This window comes from Pseudomonas sp. GW821-FHT02A08, from assembly GCF_059422045.1.
Genome location: NZ_JBWKWD010000001.1, coordinates 359,763 through 380,148, shown reverse-complemented (window position 1 = coordinate 380,148; position 20,386 = coordinate 359,763). Strand labels below are relative to the sequence as shown.

At 60.1% G+C, this 20,386-nt stretch carries 17 protein-coding genes; 10 read left to right on the top strand and 7 right to left on the bottom strand.

What is annotated here, in order from left to right:
* Positions 1 to 20 precede the first annotated feature (20 nt).
* Entirely contained in the window at positions 21 to 926 is a 906-nt protein-coding gene (locus tag AC07W4_RS01680) for a LysR substrate-binding domain-containing protein (protein ID WP_008050038.1), read from the bottom strand.
* Positions 927 to 1,207: 281 nt separating this feature from the next.
* On the opposite strand from AC07W4_RS01680, the gene AC07W4_RS01675 reads away from it, so the two are divergent.
* Genes AC07W4_RS01675 through AC07W4_RS01665 form a run of 3 tightly spaced genes read left to right on the top strand, consistent with a single transcriptional unit; the run spans position 1,208 to position 4,670 of the window.
* The gene (locus tag AC07W4_RS01675) at positions 1,208 to 2,956 is read left to right on the top strand and encodes an amidohydrolase (RefSeq protein WP_495031275.1); all 1,749 of its coding nucleotides are present in this window, start codon (positions 1,208 to 1,210) and stop codon (positions 2,954 to 2,956) included.
* The gene (locus tag AC07W4_RS01670) at positions 2,953 to 3,918 is read left to right on the top strand and encodes a CobW family GTP-binding protein (protein ID WP_495031274.1); all 966 of its coding nucleotides are present in this window, start codon (positions 2,953 to 2,955) and stop codon (positions 3,916 to 3,918) included. Before AC07W4_RS01675 ends, AC07W4_RS01670 begins: the two co-directional genes overlap by 4 nt.
* The gene (locus tag AC07W4_RS01665; RefSeq protein ID WP_495031273.1) at positions 3,915 to 4,670 is read left to right on the top strand and encodes a class II aldolase/adducin family protein; all 756 of its coding nucleotides are present in this window, start codon (positions 3,915 to 3,917) and stop codon (positions 4,668 to 4,670) included. The genes AC07W4_RS01670 and AC07W4_RS01665 overlap by 4 nt, the downstream gene beginning before the upstream one ends.
* Positions 4,671 to 4,808: 138 nt before the next feature.
* Here AC07W4_RS01665 and AC07W4_RS01660 read toward each other — a convergent pair whose 3' ends face one another.
* Both AC07W4_RS01660 and AC07W4_RS01655 read right to left on the bottom strand, forming a co-directional pair.
* Positions 4,809 to 6,329 (bottom strand): sensor histidine kinase, encoded by a 1,521-nt coding sequence (locus tag AC07W4_RS01660; protein ID WP_495031272.1) that lies wholly within the window; start codon positions 6,327 to 6,329, stop codon positions 4,809 to 4,811.
* Positions 6,326 to 7,045, bottom strand: coding sequence for a response regulator transcription factor (locus tag AC07W4_RS01655; protein WP_495031271.1), 720 nt, complete (start codon positions 7,043 to 7,045; stop codon positions 6,326 to 6,328). Before AC07W4_RS01655 ends, AC07W4_RS01660 begins: the two co-directional genes overlap by 4 nt.
* Positions 7,046 to 7,345: 300 nt before the next feature.
* Between AC07W4_RS01655 and msrB the strand changes: the two genes are divergently transcribed.
* The 3 genes from msrB to msrA are packed head-to-tail and all read left to right on the top strand — an operon-like array spanning position 7,346 to position 10,411.
* The gene (gene msrB / locus AC07W4_RS01650) at positions 7,346 to 7,864 is read left to right on the top strand and encodes a peptide-methionine (R)-S-oxide reductase MsrB (protein ID WP_495031270.1); all 519 of its coding nucleotides are present in this window, start codon (positions 7,346 to 7,348) and stop codon (positions 7,862 to 7,864) included.
* A 33-nt stretch (positions 7,865 to 7,897) separates the two neighbouring features.
* Positions 7,898 to 9,673: a cytochrome c biogenesis protein DipZ gene (locus tag AC07W4_RS01645; RefSeq protein WP_495031269.1), complete on the top strand. Its 1,776-nt coding sequence runs from the start codon at positions 7,898 to 7,900 to the stop codon at positions 9,671 to 9,673.
* Between the two features lie 30 nt (positions 9,674 to 9,703).
* A complete protein-coding gene (msrA, locus tag AC07W4_RS01640; protein WP_008050028.1) occupies positions 9,704 to 10,411 on the top strand; it encodes a peptide-methionine (S)-S-oxide reductase MsrA in 708 nt (235 codons plus the stop codon).
* A 23-nt stretch (positions 10,412 to 10,434) separates the two neighbouring features.
* On the opposite strand, the gene AC07W4_RS01635 is transcribed toward msrA, so the two are convergent.
* Positions 10,435 to 11,352 carry a LysR family transcriptional regulator gene (locus tag AC07W4_RS01635; protein ID WP_495031268.1) on the bottom strand — a complete coding sequence of 306 codons (918 nt, stop codon included), beginning with the start codon at positions 11,350 to 11,352 and terminating at the stop codon, positions 10,435 to 10,437.
* A 102-nt stretch (positions 11,353 to 11,454) separates the two neighbouring features.
* Between AC07W4_RS01635 and AC07W4_RS01630 the strand changes: the two genes are divergently transcribed.
* Positions 11,455 to 12,636, top strand: a complete 1,182-nt coding sequence (locus AC07W4_RS01630; protein ID WP_495031267.1) for an aspartate aminotransferase family protein — start codon at positions 11,455 to 11,457, stop codon at positions 12,634 to 12,636.
* Between the two features lie 219 nt (positions 12,637 to 12,855).
* On the opposite strand, the gene AC07W4_RS01625 is transcribed toward AC07W4_RS01630, so the two are convergent.
* Positions 12,856 to 13,371, bottom strand: coding sequence for a P-loop NTPase family protein (locus tag AC07W4_RS01625; RefSeq protein ID WP_495031266.1), 516 nt, complete (start codon positions 13,369 to 13,371; stop codon positions 12,856 to 12,858).
* Positions 13,372 to 13,622: 251 nt separating this feature from the next.
* Positions 13,623 to 14,600, bottom strand: coding sequence for a CgnE/CgnB domain-containing protein (locus tag AC07W4_RS01620; protein ID WP_495031265.1), 978 nt, complete (start codon positions 14,598 to 14,600; stop codon positions 13,623 to 13,625).
* 419 nt (positions 14,601 to 15,019) lie between these two features.
* On the opposite strand from AC07W4_RS01620, the gene srmL reads away from it, so the two are divergent.
* A complete protein-coding gene (gene srmL / locus AC07W4_RS01615; protein WP_495031264.1) occupies positions 15,020 to 16,168 on the top strand; it encodes a PheS-related mystery ligase SrmL in 1,149 nt (382 codons plus the stop codon).
* 193 nt (positions 16,169 to 16,361) lie between these two features.
* Here srmL and AC07W4_RS01610 read toward each other — a convergent pair whose 3' ends face one another.
* Positions 16,362 to 18,281, bottom strand: a complete 1,920-nt coding sequence (locus tag AC07W4_RS01610) for an alkaline phosphatase D family protein (RefSeq protein ID WP_495031263.1) — start codon at positions 18,279 to 18,281, stop codon at positions 16,362 to 16,364.
* Positions 18,282 to 18,485: 204 nt separating this feature from the next.
* On the opposite strand from AC07W4_RS01610, the gene AC07W4_RS01605 reads away from it, so the two are divergent.
* Both AC07W4_RS01605 and AC07W4_RS01600 read left to right on the top strand, forming a co-directional pair.
* The gene (locus AC07W4_RS01605; RefSeq protein ID WP_008050013.1) at positions 18,486 to 19,466 is read left to right on the top strand and encodes a quinone oxidoreductase family protein; all 981 of its coding nucleotides are present in this window, start codon (positions 18,486 to 18,488) and stop codon (positions 19,464 to 19,466) included.
* A gap of 13 nt (positions 19,467 to 19,479) precedes the next feature.
* Positions 19,480 to 20,328: a TauD/TfdA dioxygenase family protein gene (locus tag AC07W4_RS01600; protein ID WP_007979208.1), complete on the top strand. Its 849-nt coding sequence runs from the start codon at positions 19,480 to 19,482 to the stop codon at positions 20,326 to 20,328.
* The last annotated feature ends 58 nt before the right edge of the window (positions 20,329 to 20,386 follow it).

Sequence of the window (20,386 nt, the reverse complement as noted above, 5' to 3'; positions counted from 1 at the left end):
CTGCTACATACGTGTGCATTTCAGAGGGTGTCCTGCCAGGTCTGGCGGGACGATTGCAGCTGCGTCTTGACCCAGTTGCTGAAGGCCTGGACCACCGCGCGGTCCGCCTTTTGCGGGTCGGTGGCCAGGTAATAACCACGGTGCAGATCGATGCTGATGTCGAACGGCCGCACCAACAAACCCTTGGACAAGGCATCGCCGCTGATCAGGTTGTCGCCGATGGCGATGCCCTGGCCGGCAATGCAGGCGGACTGTGCGCAGTGCGCATCGGAGAACAGGATGCCGCTCAGCGCGTTGACCCCCGAAGCACCGGCGGCGGTCAGCCAGATGCGCCAGTCCGAGTAGTCGGTCATGTGCAGCAAGGGGTAAGTGCTGAGCTCCTGTGGGTTTTTCAGTCCGCCTAGCGCGTTGATCAAACGTGGGCTGCACACCGGGAAGAAGCGCAGAGCCACAATCTCTTCAACATTCATTTCCGGCCAGTCGCCAATCCCGTAGGCGATGAACAGATCGACGTTGGGGTTGTTGGTGTCGTCCGGCGTGCGCGGGGAAATCAGCTGCAGCTGCACTTGCGGGTACTGCCGCAAAAACGCACCGATGTGGTGGCACAACCAATAGGTGGCGAACCCCGGCGCACAACTGACGCACAGCCGGCCGGAGACTTCCTGATCGTCGATCAACTGCCCGGCATCGAGCAGGTTCAACAGGATTCCGTGCACCTCCCGTGCATAACGCTCGCCCTGGTACGTCAGGCCAATGCCACGGCCAATACGTTCGGTCAGGGCGAAGCCGACACATTCCTCCAGCTTGCTGATCTGGTGGCTGATGGCGCTGCGGGTCAGGTTCAGCTCACGGGCCGCTACAGAGACGCTGCCGAGGCGGGCAACTGCATCAAGGGCGCGCAGGGCTGTCATTGAAGGAAATCGCATAAATCATCCCGTTCAAAGGTGGAAGAAAGGCCTGCAGACACCGGTCACCGGTGGCTTCCCATATGGTGAGGTAAATCGAACGGTCAGGCCAAAAAAAATCGATTGTTGTATCGGTTGATTCAACAATACTAGCGCTAATTGTCATCGGCCGGTCAGGCCCACCCTCAAACCGGGGGCTGCCCGCGACCTTTCCTGCTGACTGGAACAACAGTTTTTTCAGGTTCCCGACCCGCCTGGCGCCCGGTGGACCTTTCAATCTCCTGAACTCAAAGGTGGCTTACATGGCTGAGTCCGATAACTTTTCCTCTACCCATTCCGTGCAGGGGACCTATGCCGACCTGATCCTCGCCAACGGGCGTATCTACACCCAGGACCCCGCTAATCCATGGGCCGAGGCCGTGGCCATCCGCGACGGCAAGTTGATCGGTGTCGCCAGCCTCGGCCAGATCGAGATGTACAAGGGCCCGAACACTCGCGTGCATGACCTGCAAGGCGCGTTCTGCATGCCCGGCCTGCACGACATGCACACCCACCCCGACCTCGCACTGGCGCCGCGCTACAGCGACGACCTCGACGTCGGCATCGAAGACCCGACCCCGGAACAACTGCGCGAAAGCATCCTCGCCTACGCCGACAGCCATCCCGGCGACGGTTGGATCTACGGCCAATACTGGGTGCGCTACACCTTCCGCGAGGCAGGTTTAACGCCGGGCCGCGAGTGGCTCGACAGCGTGATGCCGGACCGCCCGGTAGCGCTGCTCGACCGTATGTGGGGCACCATGATGGTCAACTCCAAGGCCCTGGAACTGGCCGGCATCGACCGGCACACGGCCGACCCGCGCAACGGCTATTTCGAGCGTGACGAACTGACCGGCGAACCCACCGGCCTGATGATCGACGGTGCCTACGCGATGATCCACGCCGCCATGCCACCGACGCCGGTCAGCGTGCTGCGCCGCGCCTATCGCGATGGCGTGCATTTCCAGAGCTCGCGCGGCGTCACGGCGAGTAAATACGTACACGTCTGCGAGCAGCGTTTGCAGGCCCTCAAGGAACTGGACGACAGCGGCGAACTGACGGTGCGCATCGAAGCGGCGATCAGTTGGCAGGACGACATCTTCCCGGTGCGTCGTCGCTGGGAGCTGCTGGCCGGCGAACGTCACTACTACCGCAGTGCGCGCCTGAGCGCCAACGCGGTGAAGTTCCATTTCGACGGCACGGTCGAGCCGAAGTCCTCGTACCTGCTGACGCCATGGCCGCAGGAGTCGAGCTGGCGCGGCAAGCTCAACCTGACCCCGGAACACATCACCGACATGGTGGTGGACATGGACCGCAAGGGCATCCGCGTGATTGCCCACTGCACCGGTGACGGCGCGTCCGACGTGTTCCTCGATGCCGTGGCCGAGGCCCGTCGTCGCAACGGTTTCAGCGGTGTACGCCACCAGTGCGCCCACAGCACCTTGCTGCACCCCGGCAACCTGCCGCGCTTCAAGGAACTGAATGTCATCGCCGAATTCTCCCCGGCCGCCTGGTACCCGACGCCGTTCGCCAGCGGTGCACGCTCCGGCTACGGCCAGGAGCGACTCAAGCGCATCTACGATTTCAAAGGCGTGCTCGCCGCAGGCGGCACCGCGGTGATGGGCACCGACTGGCCGGTGGCGTCCATCGACCCGTGGCTGGCGCTGGAAACCATGATCACCCGGCAAAACCCGTGGAACGACGACCCGGCCTGCTTCGGCGACCCGATCAGCCTCGAACAGGCGCTGACCGTGATCACCAGCAACGGCGCCGTGGCCATGGGCCTGGAACACAGCACCGGCAGCCTGCAAGTGGGCAAGGCGGCGGACCTGATCGTCATTGACCGCGACCTGTTCGCCAAGCCGGCGCGCAACTACATCCACAAGACCCAGGTGCTGCTGACCTTCGTTGAGGGGCAACTGGTCTACGACCGTCATTCGGCGCTCGAAACAGTCGGCCTCAAGGCGGTGTGGCAGGGCGAACCACCGGTGCTGGAGGGCAAGGCAGAATGACTTCCCCACGCATCGCCGTGACCGTGGTGTCGGGGTTTCTCGGCGCCGGTAAAACCACACTACTCAACCGCATGGTGCGCCGTGCCGAAGGCAGTCGGCTGGCGGTGATCGTCAACGATTTCGGCGAGCTGAACATCGATGCGGCCATCGTTTCCGAAGTCACCGACGCGGTGTACAGCCTGCAAAACGGCTGCATCTGCTGCACCGTGCAGGAAGACCTGCTGGCGCAGCTCGGCAGCCTGGCGCAGCTTGAACCAAGGTTGGAGCGCATCGTCATCGAGTGCAGCGGTGTGTCCGACCCGCAGCGCATCGTGCAGACCCTGGCCTACCCGCAACTGCGCAGCCAGATGCAATTGGACATGGTCATCACCGTGGTCGACGCCACCCGTCATCTGCAACTCGACGGTGAGTGCGCGCGCCTGGCTCGCGCACAAGTGGCCGCTGCCGACTTGCTGTTACTGAACAAGACCGACCTGGTCGACGAATCACAGCTGCAGGCGCTGCGCGATGCCTTGGGCGCCAGGACTCGCGTGCATGAAAGTGTGCAGGCCGAACTGCCCGATGCGCTGTGGCTGGATACCGACCTGGACCTTGAGCCCCGGGCGCTGAAACCGCTGACGCGGGTTTCCGACGGCGATCATGGCGAGATGTTCAGCAGCTGGTTGTGGCAGAGCAACGCGGCCCTCGACGTCGAAGGCTTGCGTGGCTGGTTGAAGGCACTGCCCAGCGATGTATTCCGGGTCAAAGGCTTGGTGCTGCTGACGCCGGGCAGCACGGCGCACTGGCTGCAACATGTCGGCACCCGCAGTCAGTTTCTGCCGGCACTGGATGATGCCCAGGCCAGCGCCACACGCCTGGTGTTCATCGCTCGCCGCGGCTTCAATGGCTGGGAGGCATTGGGACAAGGGCTGGAAGATTGCACCGTGAAAGACTGCACCGTGAAAGAGAGTACCGTGGCATGACATCGACAGAACAACGTCTGCGTGAAGAGTTGGCGGCCTGCTACCGCTTGATTGCGCACTTTCGCATGACCGACCTGATCTTCACCCACATCTCGGTGCGCATTCCGGGGCCGGAGCATCACTTTCTGATCAACCCTTACGGGCTGATGTTCGATGAGATCACTGCGTCCAACCTGGTGAAGATCGACCTCGATGGCCACGCCGTCGAGCCGTCGCCGTACCCGGTGAATCCGGCCGGTTTCGTGATTCACAGCGCGATCCACGGTGCCCGTGAAGATGCGCAGTGCGTGTTGCACACCCACACCAGATCCGGGTGCGCGGTGGCGGCGTTGAAGTGCGGGTTGTTGCCGGTGAACCAGATTTCCATGGAGTTCTACGGTCGCGTCGCTTATCACGATTACGAAGGCGTAGCGCTGGACTTGAGTGAGCAACAACGGCTGGTGGCGGACATGGGTGACAAGCCGGTGCTGATGCTGCGCAACCATGGCTTGCTGACGGTGGGCGAGACCGTAGGGCAGGCGTTTATGCGCATGTATTACCTGGAAAAGGCCTGCGACATTCAATTGGCGGCGCAGGCTGCCGGTGAACTGGTGCTGCCGTCGGCGGAGGTTTGCGCGCACACCGAACGGCAGTTCAATGATCCGGGGCGGCCGTTGGATGAGGGTGAGTTGAGTGATCCGGATGCCATGCAATTGGCCTGGGCGGCGTTGTTGAGAATGCTGGATCGTGTGGCGCCGGGGTATCGCGACTAGCTCTGCCCTTGTGTTGAACGGGCCGGCCCCTTCGCGGGCAAGCCCGCTCCCACAGTGTTTTCGGGTGTTCACAGATCTTGCGTACACCCACTAACCCTGTGGGAGCGGGCTTGCTCGCGAAGCAGGCTCCTCGGTCTGTCAGGCCTGCCGCGGTGTATTGAGGTTCATCGACCGCACCGACAATGCCGACGCTGTCTCTTCATCGATCGGCAACGAAAACCGGAATGTCGCCCCGCGCCCCGGCACATCGATCAACTGAATCTCGCGCCCGTGCAATTGCAGGATGCGATGCACGATCCGCAGTCCCAACCCGCCATCACGCCGTGCGCCGCCAATGTTGAACGGCCGCAGGAACAACCCTTCGCGCAGTTCCGGGGCGATGCCGGGGCCGGTATCGCTGACCGTGACTTCGATGAATGAGCCTTGCGGACGCAGGCCCAGTTCGACCTCGCCACCGGCCGGAGTATGGCGCAGGGCGTTGTCGAACAGGTTGGTCAGCACCCGCTCGATCAACCCTAGATCCGCGCAGGCCGCCGAGGCATTTGGCGCGAACGTGGCCTTGAGTTCGACTTTGCGCGCTTCGGCGGTGAGTTCGAATTTCTGGAAGATGTCCTGGGCCAGGTCGGTCAGGGAAAAGCGTTCCAGCACCGGCTGCACAAAACCATGTTCCAGCCGCACCAGTTCCAGCAGCGACTGCGCCAGACCGCCGACCTTACGGCTCTGGTCCAGGGCGATGCCGAGGTAGCGACGGCGGTCGGCAGGGGACAGCGTGGCGTCCTTGAGCGACAGGGTTTCCAGATAACCGTGCAACGAGGCCAGCGGCGTGCGCAAGTCGTGGGAGATGTTCGCCACCAGTTCGCGGCGCTCCTGATCCTGGCGGGTCAACGAACGCCATTGCTCGCCCAGGCGTGCCTGCATCTGCCGGAACGCCGCATCGAGCACGGCGATTTCATCGTGGCTGGCAGCTTTTTCCACCGCGACGGGCAGGGCCGGTGTGACCGGCACGCCATCGATGTCGAACTGGCTGACGGTTTCAGTCAGGCGGCGCAACGGCCGGGTAATCAGGGCAAACGCCGTGAGACCGGCAATCAGGCACAGCAGCGCCACCAGGCCGATGGACAACAGCGCCGTGTTGAGCGCCGCGCTGGTCGCGCCACGTTCGGCCAGGCGGTCGTGATCCTCACCGAGCAGCACCACGTAGAGATAACCGGCCGGCTTGCCGTCGACCTTCAGCGGTGCAGCGCTGAACACCTTGCGTGCATCGACGCTGCGCGGGTCGTCGCCGGGAATCGGCAGCGGATCGCCCCGCAGCAGGCGCTGGATCGGCGCGAGGTCGACCCGCTCCCGACGGATCCGGCCCTCGGGCGCGGCACTGCCGACAATCTTGCCCTCGGTGTCGAGCAAGTACACCTCGACACTGGGGTTGACCTGCATCAGCTTGCTGAACAAATCGCGCACGGCATTGGGCATCAGGCCCTGGGTGTCCATCAGCACCGTGTCGCTGGCGATGTGCTGCGCCAGGTCGCGGGACAAGCCTTGCACCACTTCCTGTTCATGCATCTGGTTGGAGCGCACCTGCATCCACGCCGACGTGCCGCAGCACACCAGCAGCAGCACGGCGAACACCAGGGACAGGCGTTGCGTCAGGGTCAGCCTCATGGCTGCGGCTCCTCGCCTGTGGCGAATTTGTAGCCGCGCCCCCAGACCGTGAGGATGCGCACCGGTTGCGCCGGGTCGGCCTCGATCTTGGCGCGCAGGCGGTTGATGTGGGTGTTGACCGTGTGCTCGTAGCCTTCGTGGCTGTAGCCCCACACGGCGTTGAGCAGGTCTATGCGCGAAAACACCTTGCCGGGTTGGCGGGCGAAGAAGTACAGCAAGTCGAATTCCCGGGGCGTGAGGTCCAGGCGACGTCCGTCGAGGGACACCTCGCGGGTGATCGGGTCGATCGCCAGGCCGTCGGTGAGCAGGCTGCCGGCGTCCATCTTCAGGTTGCGCGCCATGGCATCGACCCGGCGCAGCAACGCCTTGACCCGGGCCACCAGTTCGAGCATGGAAAACGGCTTGGCCAGATAGTCGTCGGCACCCAGTTCGAGGCCGAGAATCCGGTGCACTTCGCTGGAGCGCGCGCTGGTAATGATGATCGGCGTGTAGCGGGCCATGGCGCGGGCGCGGCGGCAGATTTCCAGGCCGTCGACACCGGGCAGCATCAGGTCGAGGACCAGTGCGTCCCAGTTGCCTTGCTGCAGCAGGCGCATGCCTTCATCGCCATCGGCGCTGTGCACCACCTCGAACTGCTCATCGCGAAGATGCAGGCAGATCAGGTCGGCGATATGCATATCGTCCTCGACCACCAGGACGCGTTTGGTCTGTTCCATCCAGCTCAATCCTTCGGTGCAATGGGCGCATGCCATTCGGCTTATGTTCAAAAAAACCTGTAGGAGCGGGCTTGCTCGCGAAAGCGTCAGGTCAGCCAGTATCACCCTCGACTGACACTGCGCCTTCGCGAGTAAGCCCGCTCCCACAGCAATAACAGTGTTCAAGGTTGACGATATTCATTGTGCGGGTTTTTCGGGGTCTGAGTTATCACGAATTGTTTAACTTCCCGTGAGGATTTGGCGATCACCCAAAGCCTAGGCTGTGTTCCATGAAGCACCCCTGGATTTTTGGAGGCGAGCATGTTTTCACGACGGCAATTTCTTGTAGCGAGCGGCGGGCTAGGGGTGACAGCCCTGGCGATCGGCCTGTTGCCGAAGTTTTCCACAGGCACTGCATTGATCAGCGAGGCCAGCGCAGCGGAGGCATTCGAAGTGACCCACAGTGACAAAGAATGGCACGCCATCCTCAGTGACGAGCAGTACGACATCCTGCGCGAAGAGGGCACCGAAAGGGCCTACAGCAGCCCGCTGAACAACGAGCACCGCGACGGCACCTTCGTCTGTGCCGGATGCGAGTTGCCGCTGTTTTCCTCGGCGACAAAGTTCGACAGCCGCACCGGTTGGCCGAGTTTCTGGGCACCCCTGGACAAGGCTGTGGCAACCCGCCAGGACCGAGCGTTCGGCATGGTCCGTGAAGAGGTTCATTGCCGGCGCTGCGGCGGGCATCTGGGTCATGTCTTCGACGACGGCCCGAAACCCACCGGCCTGCGCTACTGCATGAACGGCCTGGCGATGAAATTCGTGCCCCAGACGGTGTGATTCCCCTCCACTCACTTTTTGCAGGTAATCGCCATGTGGCTGCTGGTCCTCGCTTATCTCGGTGGTGTGCTGACGATTGTCAGCCCGTGCATTCTGCCGGTGTTGCCGTTTGTCTTCGCCCGCACCGGGCAACCCTTCGTCAAAAGCGGACTGCCGCTGCTGGTGGGCATGGCGCTGACCTTCGCGCTGGTCGCCACGTTGGCGGCGGTGGGCGGTGCCTGGGTGGTGCAGCTCAACCAGTACGGGCGCTGGCTGGCGCTGGTGTTCGTGGCGCTGTTCGGACTGACATTGTTGCTGCCGCAATTAGCCGAGCGCCTGACCCGGCCACTGGTAGCGGCGGGCAGTCGTTTGTCCGAGGTGGCTGGCGCCGATGCGCGGCCACGTCCTGGTGCTTCGTTCCTGATCGGCGTGGCCACCGGCCTGCTGTGGGCACCCTGCGCCGGGCCGATCCTCGGTTTGCTACTGACCGGTGCGGCGCTGCAAGGCGCCAGCATTCAAACCACCCTTTTGCTGCTGGCGTATGCCGCCGGTGCCGCCACGTCCCTCGCGCTAGCCTTGTTGCTGGGCGGCAAAGTCTTCGCCGCGATGAAGCGCTCCATTGGCGCGGGCGAATGGGTGCGTCGCGGTCTCGGCGCGGCGATGCTGGCCGGTGTGGCGGCGATTGCCCTGGGGTTGGACACGGGGGTTCTGGCGCGGTTTTCCACGGCGTCGACCGGTGGTGTCGAGCAAGCGTTGGTGGAAAAACTGTCCGGCAAGTTACCGCGTAACGGCGGCGCGATGATGGCGCAGAACACGACCTCCGGGGGCACGGTGCAAGTGGCCGAGAAATCCCCGGGCACCTTGCCGGTCGAAGGCAACCTGCCGCCACTGGATGGCGCCGAGCAGTGGCTCAACTCGCCACCCCTCGATGCCCAGGCGCTGAAAGGCAAGGTCGTGCTGGTGGATTTCTGGACCTACTCCTGCATCAACTGCCTGCGTTCGCTGCCCTATGTGAAAGCCTGGGCCGAAAAATATCGCGATCAGGGCCTGGTGGTGATCGGCGTGCATGCGCCGGAGTTTGCCTTCGAGCGCGACGTCGGCAACGTCACCAAGGCCATGAAAGACCTGGGCATCAACTACCCGGTGGCCATCGACAACGAGTTCAAGATCTGGCGCGCCTTCAACAACGAATACTGGCCGGCGCACTATTTTGCCGACGCCCAAGGGCGTATCCGCTATCACCATTTTGGCGAAGGCGCATACGACGAATCAGAGCGGGTCATCCAGCAACTGCTGCGTGAGGCCGGTGCCGCCAAAGTCTCGGACGGGCTGATCAATGCCAAGGCCGACGGCGTGCAAATGGCGCCGGACAGCAACGAAGTGCAGTCGCCGGAAACCTATGTCGGCTACCAGCGCGCGGAACATTTCGTACCGGAAACCGCGCTGGTGCCGGACAAGGTCGCGGCCTACAACCCACCGACACAACTGGCCCTCAACGACTGGAGCCTGGGCGGCCAGTGGCATGTCGGCCCGGAGCGGGCCACCGCCAGCGCACCGGCCAGCCGCATCGTCTATCGCTTCCACGCCCGTGATTTGCATTTGGTGCTCGGCCCTGGCGCCGATGGCAAGCCGGTGCGCTTCAAGGTGCTGATCGACGGCAAGGCTCCCGGCGATGCCCACGGCATGGACGTGGCCCCCGATGGCAGCGGCACCGTGACGGACCAGCGCTTGTATCAACTGGTGCGCCAGAGCGGCGGCGTGACCGACCGGACCTTCAGCATCGAGTTTCTTGATCCGGGTGCGTCGGCTTACGCCTTCACCTTCGGCTGATTACTTTCCAACGCTTCAGGAGTTCGCCCCATGAAAACACTCATCACCTGGCGCCGTACCCTGCTGGGGCTGGCGGCTGCCGGCATCATCAGCCAATGCTCGGCCTTCTCCTTCGGTGGCGCTGAAGAAGGGGTCATCCTTCCACCGCCGGCCCTCGACGAAACCACCCAGGCCCGTAGCGAAACCGCGGTGTTCGCCGGTGGCTGCTTCTGGGGTGTTCAAGGGGTGTTCCAGCATGTCAAAGGCGTGAAGAACGCCGTCTCCGGCTACGCGGGCGGGGCGGCCGATACCGCGCAGTACGAGCGCGTCAGCAATGGCAATACCGGCCATGCGGAGTCGGTCGAAGTCACGTTCGATCCCGCTCAGGTCAGCTACGGCACCTTGCTGCAGATCTACTTTTCGGTGGCGCACAACCCGACCGAACTCAACCGCCAGGGGCCGGACAGCGGCACCCAGTATCGCTCGGCGATCTTTACCAAAAGTGCCGAGCAGCAGCGGGTCGCACAGGCCTACATCGCCCAGCTCGACGCCGCCCATGCCTTCGACAAGCCGATCGTGACCCGGCTTGAAACCTTCAACGGTTTCTACCCGGCGGAGGAAGAGCATCAGGATTTCCTGACCGAACATCCGACCTATCCGTACATCGTGATCAACGATTTGCCGAAGGTCGCGCAGTTGAAGCAGCTGTACCCGAATCGTTATCAGGAACAGCCGGTGCTGGTGAAGGCGGGGATGTAAATGGCGATCAGCGAATGCATGGCCTATTCGGCCGACGGGTGCTTGCCCCACCTCTGTACGGCGAATTCGACGAAACGCCGCAGTTTCGGCAAACGGTGGCGATCCTGGGCATAGACCAGGTGCATCGGCCGACTGGGCGGGCAGTAATCGGGCATCAAGGCCAGCAGCTTTCCGTCCTTGAGGTCCTGCTCGACCAGGGCGTCGGGCATCATCACGATGCCCATGCCGGTGCGCGCCGCTTGATGCAGTCCCGCCGAACTGTTGATCAGCATCGGCCCGCTAACCCCCACGCTGACTTCGCCATCGGGACCGGCCAGGCGCCATTCCTTTTGCACCGATTGCCAGTCATCCCCAGCGGGATAGGCAAAGGACAGGCAGTCGTGCTGTCGCAGGTCTTCAGGCGTTTGCGGTGTGCCCCGACGGGCCAGGTACTCCGGGGATGCGCACATGGTCAGGGTGTAGTCGATCAGCGGGCGGGCGATCAGGTTGGAGGGCTCCAGCGCACCCAGGCGAAACGCTACATCCAGACCGTTTTCCAGCAGATCCGGGCGCCGGTTGGTCAGTACCACGTCGAGTTTCACCCGCGGGTTTTGCCGGCTGAACTCACTCAGTGCCGGCGCCAGGCGTTCGGTGCCGAAGGTCAAGGGCGCGGTGATGCGCAAGGTGCCACTCGGTTCGTCCAGAGCCTGTTCGGCCAGTCGCTCGGAATCGGCCACCAACCCCAATACTTCCAGGCAACGCTGGTAATACGCGGCACCGAACTCGGTCAGCCGCTGGCGCCGCGTCGTGCGGTTGAGCAGGCGTACACCCAGCCGCTGCTCCAGGGCCTTGAGGTGGTTGCCGACCATGGTCGTGGACATATCGCACTGCAACGCGGCGGCGGTCATGCTGCCGGTCTCCACTACTTTCACGTAAACGGTCATTGCCTGGAATAGATCCATTATCAAGCTCAACTTTAAAATGATTGAAGATTTCCAGCATTTATCCAGCTCAGGTGGCTAACCATACTGCAAAAACACCGACCCTTGCTGGAGCTTGATGTCATGACCGCCGCCTGCCTGATGAGCACTTACCAACCCCTGGCCCTGAGTTTCAACAAGGGCCTGGGCACTCGCCTGTGGGATCAGGCCGGTCGCGAATACCTGGATGCAGTCGCCGGTGTGGCGGTGACCAATGTCGGCCACTCCCACCCGAAAATCGTCGCCGCCATTACCGAACAGGCCGGGTTGCTGCTGCACACCTCGAATCTCTACAGCATCGACTGGCAGCAACGGCTGGCGCAGAAACTGACCCGCCTGGCGGGCATGGACCGGGCGTTTTTCAACAACTCCGGGGCCGAAGCCAACGAAACCGCACTGAAAATCGCCCGGCTGCATGGCTGGCACAAAGGCATCGAACAGCCGCTGGTGGTGGTCATGGAGAACGCGTTCCATGGCCGCACCCTCGGCACGTTGTCGGCCAGCGATGGCCCGGCTGTGCGCCTGGGTTTCAACAAGCTGCCGGGGGATTTCGTCAAAGTGCCGTTCGGCGACCTCGACGCGCTGGACAAGGTGCAACAAGCCCATGGCTCGCGGATCGTGGCGGTGCTGATGGAGCCGATCCAGGGCGAAAGCGGTGTGCAACTGGCGCCACCGGGCTATCTCAAGGCCGTGCGCGAACTGTGCAACCGGCGCTCATGGCTGTTGATGCTCGATGAAATCCAGACCGGCATCGGCCGCACCGGCCAATGGTTTGCGTTCCAGCACGAAGGCATAGTCCCGGACGTCATGACCCTGGCCAAAGGCCTGGGCAACGGCGTGCCTATCGGCGCGTGCCTGGCCCGTGGCAAGGCAGCCGAACTCTTCACGCCGGGTAGCCACGGCAGCACCTTTGGCGGCAATCCGTTGGCCTGCCGGGTCGGATGCACCGTGCTGGATATCGTTGAAGAACAAGGGCTGCTGGAAAACGCCCAGGTTCAGGGAGAACGCCTGCTCGAAAGATTGCGTACAGAATTGGCGGGCAACCCGAACGTAATGGCGATCCGTGGCCAGGGGCTGATGATCGGCATCGAACTCAAGCAACCGATCCGCGACCTGAGCCTGATCGCCGCCCGGGATCACGGTTTGCTGATCAACGTCACACGGGGCAAAACCATTCGCCTGCTGCCGCCGCTGACGATTGATGAGCGGGAGGTGGAGATGATTGTCAGAGGGGTGAGTCTGGCGATTTTGCAAGTTCTCGATTGACTTGAGTAATCGTTCAGCGTTGGCTTTGGAACTTAGTAGGTAAGCAGTTTCATCAAGCACGTCGACGCTAGCCGGCGTGTTCTTTTTCCTACCGCAATGACTCAACAAGTATTGGATAAATCGCATGGTCTTCTCCGCATCTGGATAGATGTTCAGTATCCGTTTGCATTTCAAAAGACGTTTCCGCGAGTGCTGTAGTCCAAATCCGGTTTGAACGGGTCAGATGCAGTGGTTACCCTGTGTTCGTATTACGCCGAAAAAATCCGTGATTTCAGCTCGATCCATCAACTGAATTTTTGCACCGGTAAACCCTTCGAACAAACGCTGATGCTCCGCAAACCCACTGGACCCTTGCCGCTGGCGATAACTGCCCGCCCACTCCAGCAAGGCGATCAGTAACAGATCCTGTTCGTCGCGCCCGGCCTCGCGTTGTCGAATGTTGATCACGCAATCCTCGTCCCCGACGCTCAACCAGATCAGCGCAGTCGCCCGTGACAGGAGTTCGCTGACGATCCAGCCATACACGCCTTCGATCACCCAGCGCTCTTGTTTGGCCGCGATCCGCGCAATGGTCAACGCTTCGGCGCGGGGGCGGGGGATGCTGTGTTCGTCGGACAGCCAGTGAATCCGGTCGAGATCGGTCCAGGGCTCACGCAATTGCTCGGCCAGCCGCTGCGCCAGCCAGCTTTTGCCGGAGCCGGAGTTGCCGATGATCAGGGTGCGGGTGAGGTTCATGAGAGACACCGATGAATAGTGGGGCGAACCTGCTCGCGAAAGCGGTGCTTCAGTCAGCATTGATGCTGGATGTGCTGGTCTTATCGCGGGCAAGCCTACAGGTACACCAGAATCCACCGGCTTGTGCGCCTTGAGGTCCATTGGTAACTTGCCGTGCGTCACTGCTCATCATTACTGTAAGCCCTTTTATAGTGTCAGTTTTTAGACATTGCCGTGATGTGGGAGTTTGTAGTGAGGGCGATCAGGTTGGCTCAGTTGTGAGTTGGGCTTACCTTTACTGCCGGGCTCAGGAAGTCTATGTGATAGCCAGAAGAACCGTCCCCAATTGCTATATGAACTCCATTAATCCCTTCGTTTAATTGAGAGTTAATTTTGTAGTCAATGCTATTTGCGATTGTGTCGTTTACTCCAATAGCAAACTCAGTCAGCTTAAGACCTCTAGGCCCTGCTGCAAGATCCAATAGTTTTATGTGTTCATTGCCATTTATTTTTAGTGAGGTGATTGTATTGTCTTCAATGGCTAATAGTGCACCTTCTTCAGATATGCGATCGCTCAACCATTTTAAAGAGATTTTTAAGCCTTCTGGTAATGTTGGGTTGGGTCTTCTAAGAACTGTAAGTATTCCGGATATCTTTAAAGTTCCACGAAATGAAAATGGGCTCGGTTCTTGTGGGTTCATGTGAGCATAATGAACTTCAAAAAACTCCGCCACGGACTGAATGAAGTTGTTTTCTATGTCCTCTGTAATTAAAGCGTAAGGTTGAGCGTGAGGGGCTATCGTTATTTGCGCGTCAGCATCATTTCCGCTCAAAAAAAATGAGTTGTGTGAGTTTAGCATGTTCAGTATGCGTCTTTGTGTACTTAATGCTCGTTCAAAGTCGCTTATTAATAGTAGGTTTAAGCTATATAGTGCTGCTTCTAAAGTAGGTTCGAATACTTGTGTTGCACAAAAGATGCTTTTTTTGTGTTTGGTGTTTTTCGCAATATCAAATGTTTTTTTCGCTGCGTCATTAGTGAATGAAAAAATGATGCTGCTTTTTGGGAGTCTGTCGATGTCAGAGATGTTGATGGACTTGAATCCTAGCTTCGAGCACTCTTGGAGAAACTCTTCAGAGTCTGCAATTATAGAAGGCTCTTCTTGACAAAAAAGTGTTGATATCATCGTTTTGGATAACATTGGTGCCTCTTTGATTTTTCGATGGGCGGCAAGAGTGATCTTGACGCCCATCTTTATCATTTACTCTTCAGTATGAGCCCAAGCTAACGGCGCCCAGCCAAAGTTTTCCGGGCCGGAAGTTATGCGAGTAAGCTTTTCTTTAATGGCACTTTTCTTTTTCATTTGATCATCCTTTTTCATTTTGTTGGTTTTGTGCTCCCTGGTGGTCTTGAAGGGGGCGAAATAATTAATACAGATTTTTTTGATCTGTTAAATAGGTGGTTTGAGGTTTTTTTAGAATTAATGATGCTCGTTAGTCGTCCTGTAAGATGCTCTTGGTTATTTGCGTAAGTAGTGTCTGTAGTCCTCTTCCGAAAAAATAGTATTTCGCCGAATTTGGTTGTGATGGACGATCTGAAATCGTTAGGTTGGTCTATGAGGCTTCTTTTTAAGAGGAGCTCTACATTCAATCGTTAATAAGGGGCTGTCTAGTGCAGGAATCAAAGAAATATCTGACGGATACATCCGTACACCAAGCCTTGCTACTGGCTGATCTAACAGATCCCGCCGCACCCGATCACGCCATTCGATTATTACTGAAGGAGGTTCTTCAGGGATTAGCGGATAAAGGCTGGCCACAAGCGCAAGTGCAGACGGGCCCGAGAATTGTCTCTGCTGAAGAGAACTACGGATTGCTTGGTTATGACCCATCTGAGATTACGCTTGGTAGTGCACACACTCGATGGGTTGACGAGTGGTCTCTGTTACGGACGCAAACCACTAGCCAAATTCCATCTGCGCTTCAGAGAGCGGCCCAGCTACGACAACCGGGGCAGTCAATATTATTGGCTGCACCTGGCATCACTTTTCGTCGCGACAGCCGGGATCGTTGGCATTGTGCGGAACCGCATCAGATGGATATCTGGGTGCTCGGCGATCCTGATTTGTCGACGCATGAGCATTTGCTTTGCCTGGTCGGCGATATCCTCGAATCTGCCGTGCCTGATATGCCTTGGATCTACAGTGATAGTCCGCATCACTACACTGAGGGCGGGATCGAAGTAAATCTGTTGAATGACGGCGTCCCGGTAGAGGTTCTGGAGTGCGGTCGAATTGCCAAATCTTTGTTGGAGCGACTGAAGATCGATCCTTTGCGCCATGGAGGACTGGCGCTGGGAATGGGGTTGGATCGCTTGACTATGCTGCGAAAAGGCATCCCCGATATTCGTTTGCTGCGTGATCAGAACGAACGAGTACAGGCACAGATGCATGATCTGAATCCGTGGAGTGCCGTCTCTCGGTTGCCTTCGATAACTCGTGATATTTCGTTAGCGGTAACGCCGGGGCTAAGCGAGGAAGTGTTGACTGAAAGGATGTTGCAGGCGGCTGGTGATTGTTCAGATTGGATCGAGGAAATGCAAATCAAAGGGCGCTGGGAGTTCACAGAACTGCCTTCGCAGGCCATCGATCGCCTCGGATTGCTGCCGGGGCAGGAGAATGTGCTACTACGTGTTGTACTGCGTGATTGTTCGCGATCAATCACCACAGCTGAAGCGAATGCCTTGTATTCGAAAATTCAGGTGGCACTTCATGAAGGTACGCCGGGGGCGGGTTACAGGATGGATTTCCCCAATATTTAACTGGCCTCTTCGCGAGCAGACCCACAGGATCTGGAAATAGCACAAGAAGTGCGTACGCCAGAAATCCAGTGTGTGCGAGCCTGCTCGCGAAAGCGGTATGACAGTCACAATTGTAGAGGCTGAAAGACAGCCTTCGCGAGCAGGCGGGATCAGCACACCGTCGTTCCCACAGTTTTGTGGTGTTTTCTCTACCTCAATCATCGCCTTGCGGCGCAACCATCCTGGTCTTCGGTGCTCCGTTCGAGTTGTGCTGATAGATCGTCTGCGGCTGCCCCAGCTCATTGAAAAACACCTGCCCGATCCCCGCCGAGTTCCACAGCCGCTCTCCGGCTTCGGCGTGTTCGGGCACATGCGGCACGATGCGCATGCGTCGACGTTTGGTCAGCCAGTTCAGCGGCGAGCGTGGCGAGTACAGCCAGCGGTTGAGGCGGTCGAACCACTCGAGCAGGGTGGCCGGGAATTCGTTCTTGATGCCGCTGCTGGTGATCTGCCAGATGCGCGGCCCGGCCTTGCGGTGGCGGATCAGCACTTCGTAGACGAAGGAATAGTGCACATCGCCTGACAGCACCACGTAGTTACCCGGCGTGCGTGAGTGGCGGAAAATGTTCAGGATCACCTGGGCCGCGCCGCGATGGGCCATCCAGTTTTCCGCGTCCACCAGCAGTGGATAACCGCACCAGCTGAATACCCGCTGCACGGTTTCAATCAGTTTGACGCCGAAGATCGGCGCCGGTGAAACGATGATCGCACTCGGGTGGTCCAGCAGTTCCTGTTGCAGTTCGCTCAGGGCTTCCCAGTCGAGCAAGCCGGAAGGCTGCTTGAGGTTCATCTCGCTGCGCCAGCGCCGGGTACGGGTGTCGATCACCACGATGGCGGGGGTGGTGGGCAGCACGTAATGCCAGTGCTGAAACTTCAGCAGATCACCGATCAAATCATCCTGAACGGCGCTGTCGAGGTGACTCTGATGTGCGCTGGTGCTCAACGCACAGGCCTTTTCCAGCACGGCAGTGAACGCATCCGGATTGTTGCCCCAGCCCTGGCACAGCATGTACGCCAGCAGCGCGTTGCCGATGATGCGCCGGGAGAACGGATGGCTGTAGGCCGTTTCCTCCCATTGCGCGGAAAGGTTCCAGTCATCGGTGATGTCGTGGTCGTCGAAAATCATCAGCGTCGGCAGATGCGCCAGTGCCCGCGCGACGTTGCCAAGGCCTGCCTTGAAGGCATCGATGTGCGTCTGTTCAAGGGCGTAGCGTTTGAGCCGTTCCGGTGTCAGCGTCGGTGCCTGGGGGGCGATCAGGGTCCAGGGCACTGGCGACCAGACCAGCAAATACATGGCCATGACTTCGGCGAAGGTCACCAGGTGATTGTCGGCACTGCTGCTGGTGAAAATCGGCTTGCGCGCGCCACCGAAAAAACGCTCGCGCAAGGTTTCATTGCTTTGCAGTGCCGGCAGCAGATCCGCGCGGTGGTAGTAACTGGCCGGATGCTCGTAGAGCCTGGCGCTGTCGCTGACCACCGCGCCTTCGAGGTGCTCCCCGAACAGGCCCAGACGCTCGATCAAGGCGTGAATCGCCCGCAACATCGGCCCCGCGACATCGTCGGCGTAGACCTGATCACCGGTCATCATCAGTAGCGCCGGGCGGTCCTTGGCGGCGTGTTTTTGCGCCAGCAACTGGTCGACGCAGAGCAATCCGTCAACGGCCGGGTGATGAGGTTTGCGGCAAGAGCCGTGCAGCAATTGATCGACCCGCGCACGCAGGACGAAGTTCGGGCAACGGGCATCGCCATACAGCAGGTGCGGCGCCCAGTCGGCGATACCTTGTTCTGTGCCATCGATCAGCAGGTCATAGTCGATCGACTCGTCGCTGGGCAGGGCGCAATCGAGGTGCACATCGATCAAGTGCACAAAGGCATGAGCCCCCACTGCAATCACCGTGCATTGCCCGGCATCCAGGCAGACATCGCCGACGCCCTGCAGGCGCAAGGTCAGCGCCAGCGCCCGGGAACCCACCAGCCACAGCACCAGCCGCGTGGGCTCCAGGCGCCGCAACAGCGGGCCGGCCAGGACCGGGGGCAAGGCATGATCATCAGGCAGTGGCAGCGTTTCGGACATCCGGCTTCAAGACTCTTGGGGCGTGGAAACGGGCGATGATAGCGCAGGTGGCGACGGCACCGGCTAGTCGATCCCGTTTCTGCCTGTCACCAAATGAAAAGCCATTGTCGTCTGATGAGAAGCGTCTCAACAGGCCTCGTCCTACAGTCCAATCAGCGCAATTCGATGCAACACGCCCACATTGCAGATTGGAGAATAAGAAAAATGGCCAAAGCCGTACGCTTTTACGAAACCGGTGGTCCCGAAGTTCTACGTTATGAGGACGTCGAAGTCGGCGAACCCGGTCCCGGCCAGGTTCGGCTTCGTCATGTGGCAGTCGGCCTGAATTATGCCGACACCTATTTCCGCAACGGCACCTACCCGATTCCGATGCCCAATGGCATGGGCGTCGAGGCCTCTGGCGTCGTCCAGGCCGTTGGTGAAGGGGTCACCAACGTTGAAGTCGGTGATCGCGTCACCTACACCGGTTTCCTCAACACCCTCGGCGCCTACAGCACCGAGCGCCTGATCCCGGCCGCGCCGCTGATCAAGCTGCCGGAAACCATCAGCTTCGAGACTGCTGCCGCGATGACCATGCGTGGCCTGACGTCTTCGTACCTGATGCGCCGCATCTACGACTTCAAGCCGGGCGACAGCATCCTGTTGCATGCCGCCGCTGGCGGTGTCGGCCTGATCGTTTCGCAGTGGGCCAAACTGCTGGGCCTGAACGTGATCGGTACGGTTTCGACCGAGCAAAAGGCGGAAATCGCACGGGCTCACGGTTGCGACCATACGATCAATTACAGCCATGAAGATGTCGCCGCTCGCGTTCGCGAACTGACCGATGGCGTGGGCGTCAACGTGGTGTTCGACAGTGTTGGCAAGAACACCTTCATGGGGTCGCTGGATTCGTTGAAACCCCGTGGCCTGATGGTTTGCGTGGGGACCGCGTCCGGCCCGATCCCGGCGTTCGACCCGGTGATGCTGGCGATGAAAGGTTCGCTGTACCTGACCCGTCCGGCCCTGGCCAACTACATCAGCGACCCGGCCGAAAAAGCCGCCCTGGCGGGCGAACTGTTCGACCACGTCGGCAGCGGCCGGATCAAGATCGAGATCAACCAGCACTACGCCTTGCAGGATGCCGTGCAGGCCCATCGCGACCTTGAATCTCGCAAGACTACCGGCTCATCGATTTTCGTCGTTTAAGGAGCGACCAGCCATGAAAGTCGAACAATTGACCTGCAGCATTGGCGCCGAACTGATCGGTGTCAACCTGGCCGATGCGGTGCATGACGACGGTCTGTTTGCCGAGATTCGTGCCCAGTTGCTCAAGCACCGCGTGGTGTTCCTGCGCGACCAGGACATCACCCGCGCCGAGCACGTGGCCTTCGCCCGGCGCTTCGGCGAGCTGGAAGATCATCCGGTGGCCGGCAGTGACCCTGATCATCCGGGGTTGGTGCGGATCTACAAGAATCCGGACCAGCCGATGGACCGCTACGAAAACGCCTGGCACACCGACGCCACCTGGCGCGAAGCACCGCCGATGGGCTGCGTGCTGCGTTGCGTGGAATGCCCACCAGTGGGCGGCGACACCATGTGGACCAACATGGTGCAGGCCTATGCGAACTTGCCGGAAGACGTAAAGGTCAAGATCGCCGACCTGCGTGCCCGCCATAGCATCGAAGCGAGTTTCGGTGCCGCCATGCCGATTGAAAAACGCCTGGCACTCAAGGCGATGTACCCGGACGCCGAACACCCGGTGGTGCGCACCCATCCGGAAACCGGCGAGAAGGTGCTGTTCGTCAACGCTTTCACTACCCACTTCAGCAACTACCACACCCCTGAGCGGGTGCGCTTCGGCCAGGACGCCAACCCCGGCGCCGGCGAGTTGCTGCGTTACCTGATCAGCCAGGCGTACATCCCCGAGTATCAGGTGCGCTGGCGCTGGAAGCCCAACAGCATCGCCATCTGGGACAACCGCAGTACCCAGCACTACGCCGTCATGGATTACCCGCCGTGCCATCGCAAGATGGAACGCGCCGGGATCATCGGCGACAAGACGTTCTGATCGAACGCCACCTGCATCCGCACTCGCAGCATTCGCACTCGTAAACACGTCTGCCCGG

Excerpts from the sequence above, each read along its gene's own strand:
- AC07W4_RS01600 (WP_007979208.1), top strand. The coding sequence starts at position 19,480 with ATGAAAGTCGAACAATTGACCTGCAGCATTGGCGCCGAACTGATCGGT.
- AC07W4_RS01645 (WP_495031269.1), top strand. The coding sequence starts at position 7,898 with ATGTGGCTGCTGGTCCTCGCTTATCTCGGTGGTGTGCTGACGATTGTC.
- AC07W4_RS01670 (WP_495031274.1), top strand. The coding sequence starts at position 2,953 with ATGACTTCCCCACGCATCGCCGTGACCGTGGTGTCGGGGTTTCTCGGC.
- AC07W4_RS01625 (WP_495031266.1), bottom strand. The coding sequence starts at position 13,371 with ATGAACCTCACCCGCACCCTGATCATCGGCAACTCCGGCTCCGGCAAA.
- AC07W4_RS01635 (WP_495031268.1), bottom strand. The coding sequence starts at position 11,352 with ATGGATCTATTCCAGGCAATGACCGTTTACGTGAAAGTAGTGGAGACC.
- AC07W4_RS01665 (WP_495031273.1), top strand. The coding sequence starts at position 3,915 with ATGACATCGACAGAACAACGTCTGCGTGAAGAGTTGGCGGCCTGCTAC.
- AC07W4_RS01605 (WP_008050013.1), top strand. The coding sequence starts at position 18,486 with ATGGCCAAAGCCGTACGCTTTTACGAAACCGGTGGTCCCGAAGTTCTA.
- AC07W4_RS01660 (WP_495031272.1), bottom strand. The coding sequence starts at position 6,329 with ATGAGGCTGACCCTGACGCAACGCCTGTCCCTGGTGTTCGCCGTGCTG.
- AC07W4_RS01655 (WP_495031271.1), bottom strand. The coding sequence starts at position 7,045 with ATGGAACAGACCAAACGCGTCCTGGTGGTCGAGGACGATATGCATATC.
- msrA (WP_008050028.1), top strand. The coding sequence starts at position 9,704 with ATGAAAACACTCATCACCTGGCGCCGTACCCTGCTGGGGCTGGCGGCT.
- AC07W4_RS01675 (WP_495031275.1), top strand. The coding sequence starts at position 1,208 with ATGGCTGAGTCCGATAACTTTTCCTCTACCCATTCCGTGCAGGGGACC.
- AC07W4_RS01620 (WP_495031265.1), bottom strand. The coding sequence starts at position 14,600 with ATGGGCGTCAAGATCACTCTTGCCGCCCATCGAAAAATCAAAGAGGCA.
- AC07W4_RS01630 (WP_495031267.1), top strand. The coding sequence starts at position 11,455 with ATGACCGCCGCCTGCCTGATGAGCACTTACCAACCCCTGGCCCTGAGT.
- AC07W4_RS01610 (WP_495031263.1), bottom strand. The coding sequence starts at position 18,281 with ATGTCCGAAACGCTGCCACTGCCTGATGATCATGCCTTGCCCCCGGTC.
- AC07W4_RS01680 (WP_008050038.1), bottom strand. The coding sequence starts at position 926 with ATGCGATTTCCTTCAATGACAGCCCTGCGCGCCCTTGATGCAGTTGCC.
- msrB (WP_495031270.1), top strand. The coding sequence starts at position 7,346 with ATGTTTTCACGACGGCAATTTCTTGTAGCGAGCGGCGGGCTAGGGGTG.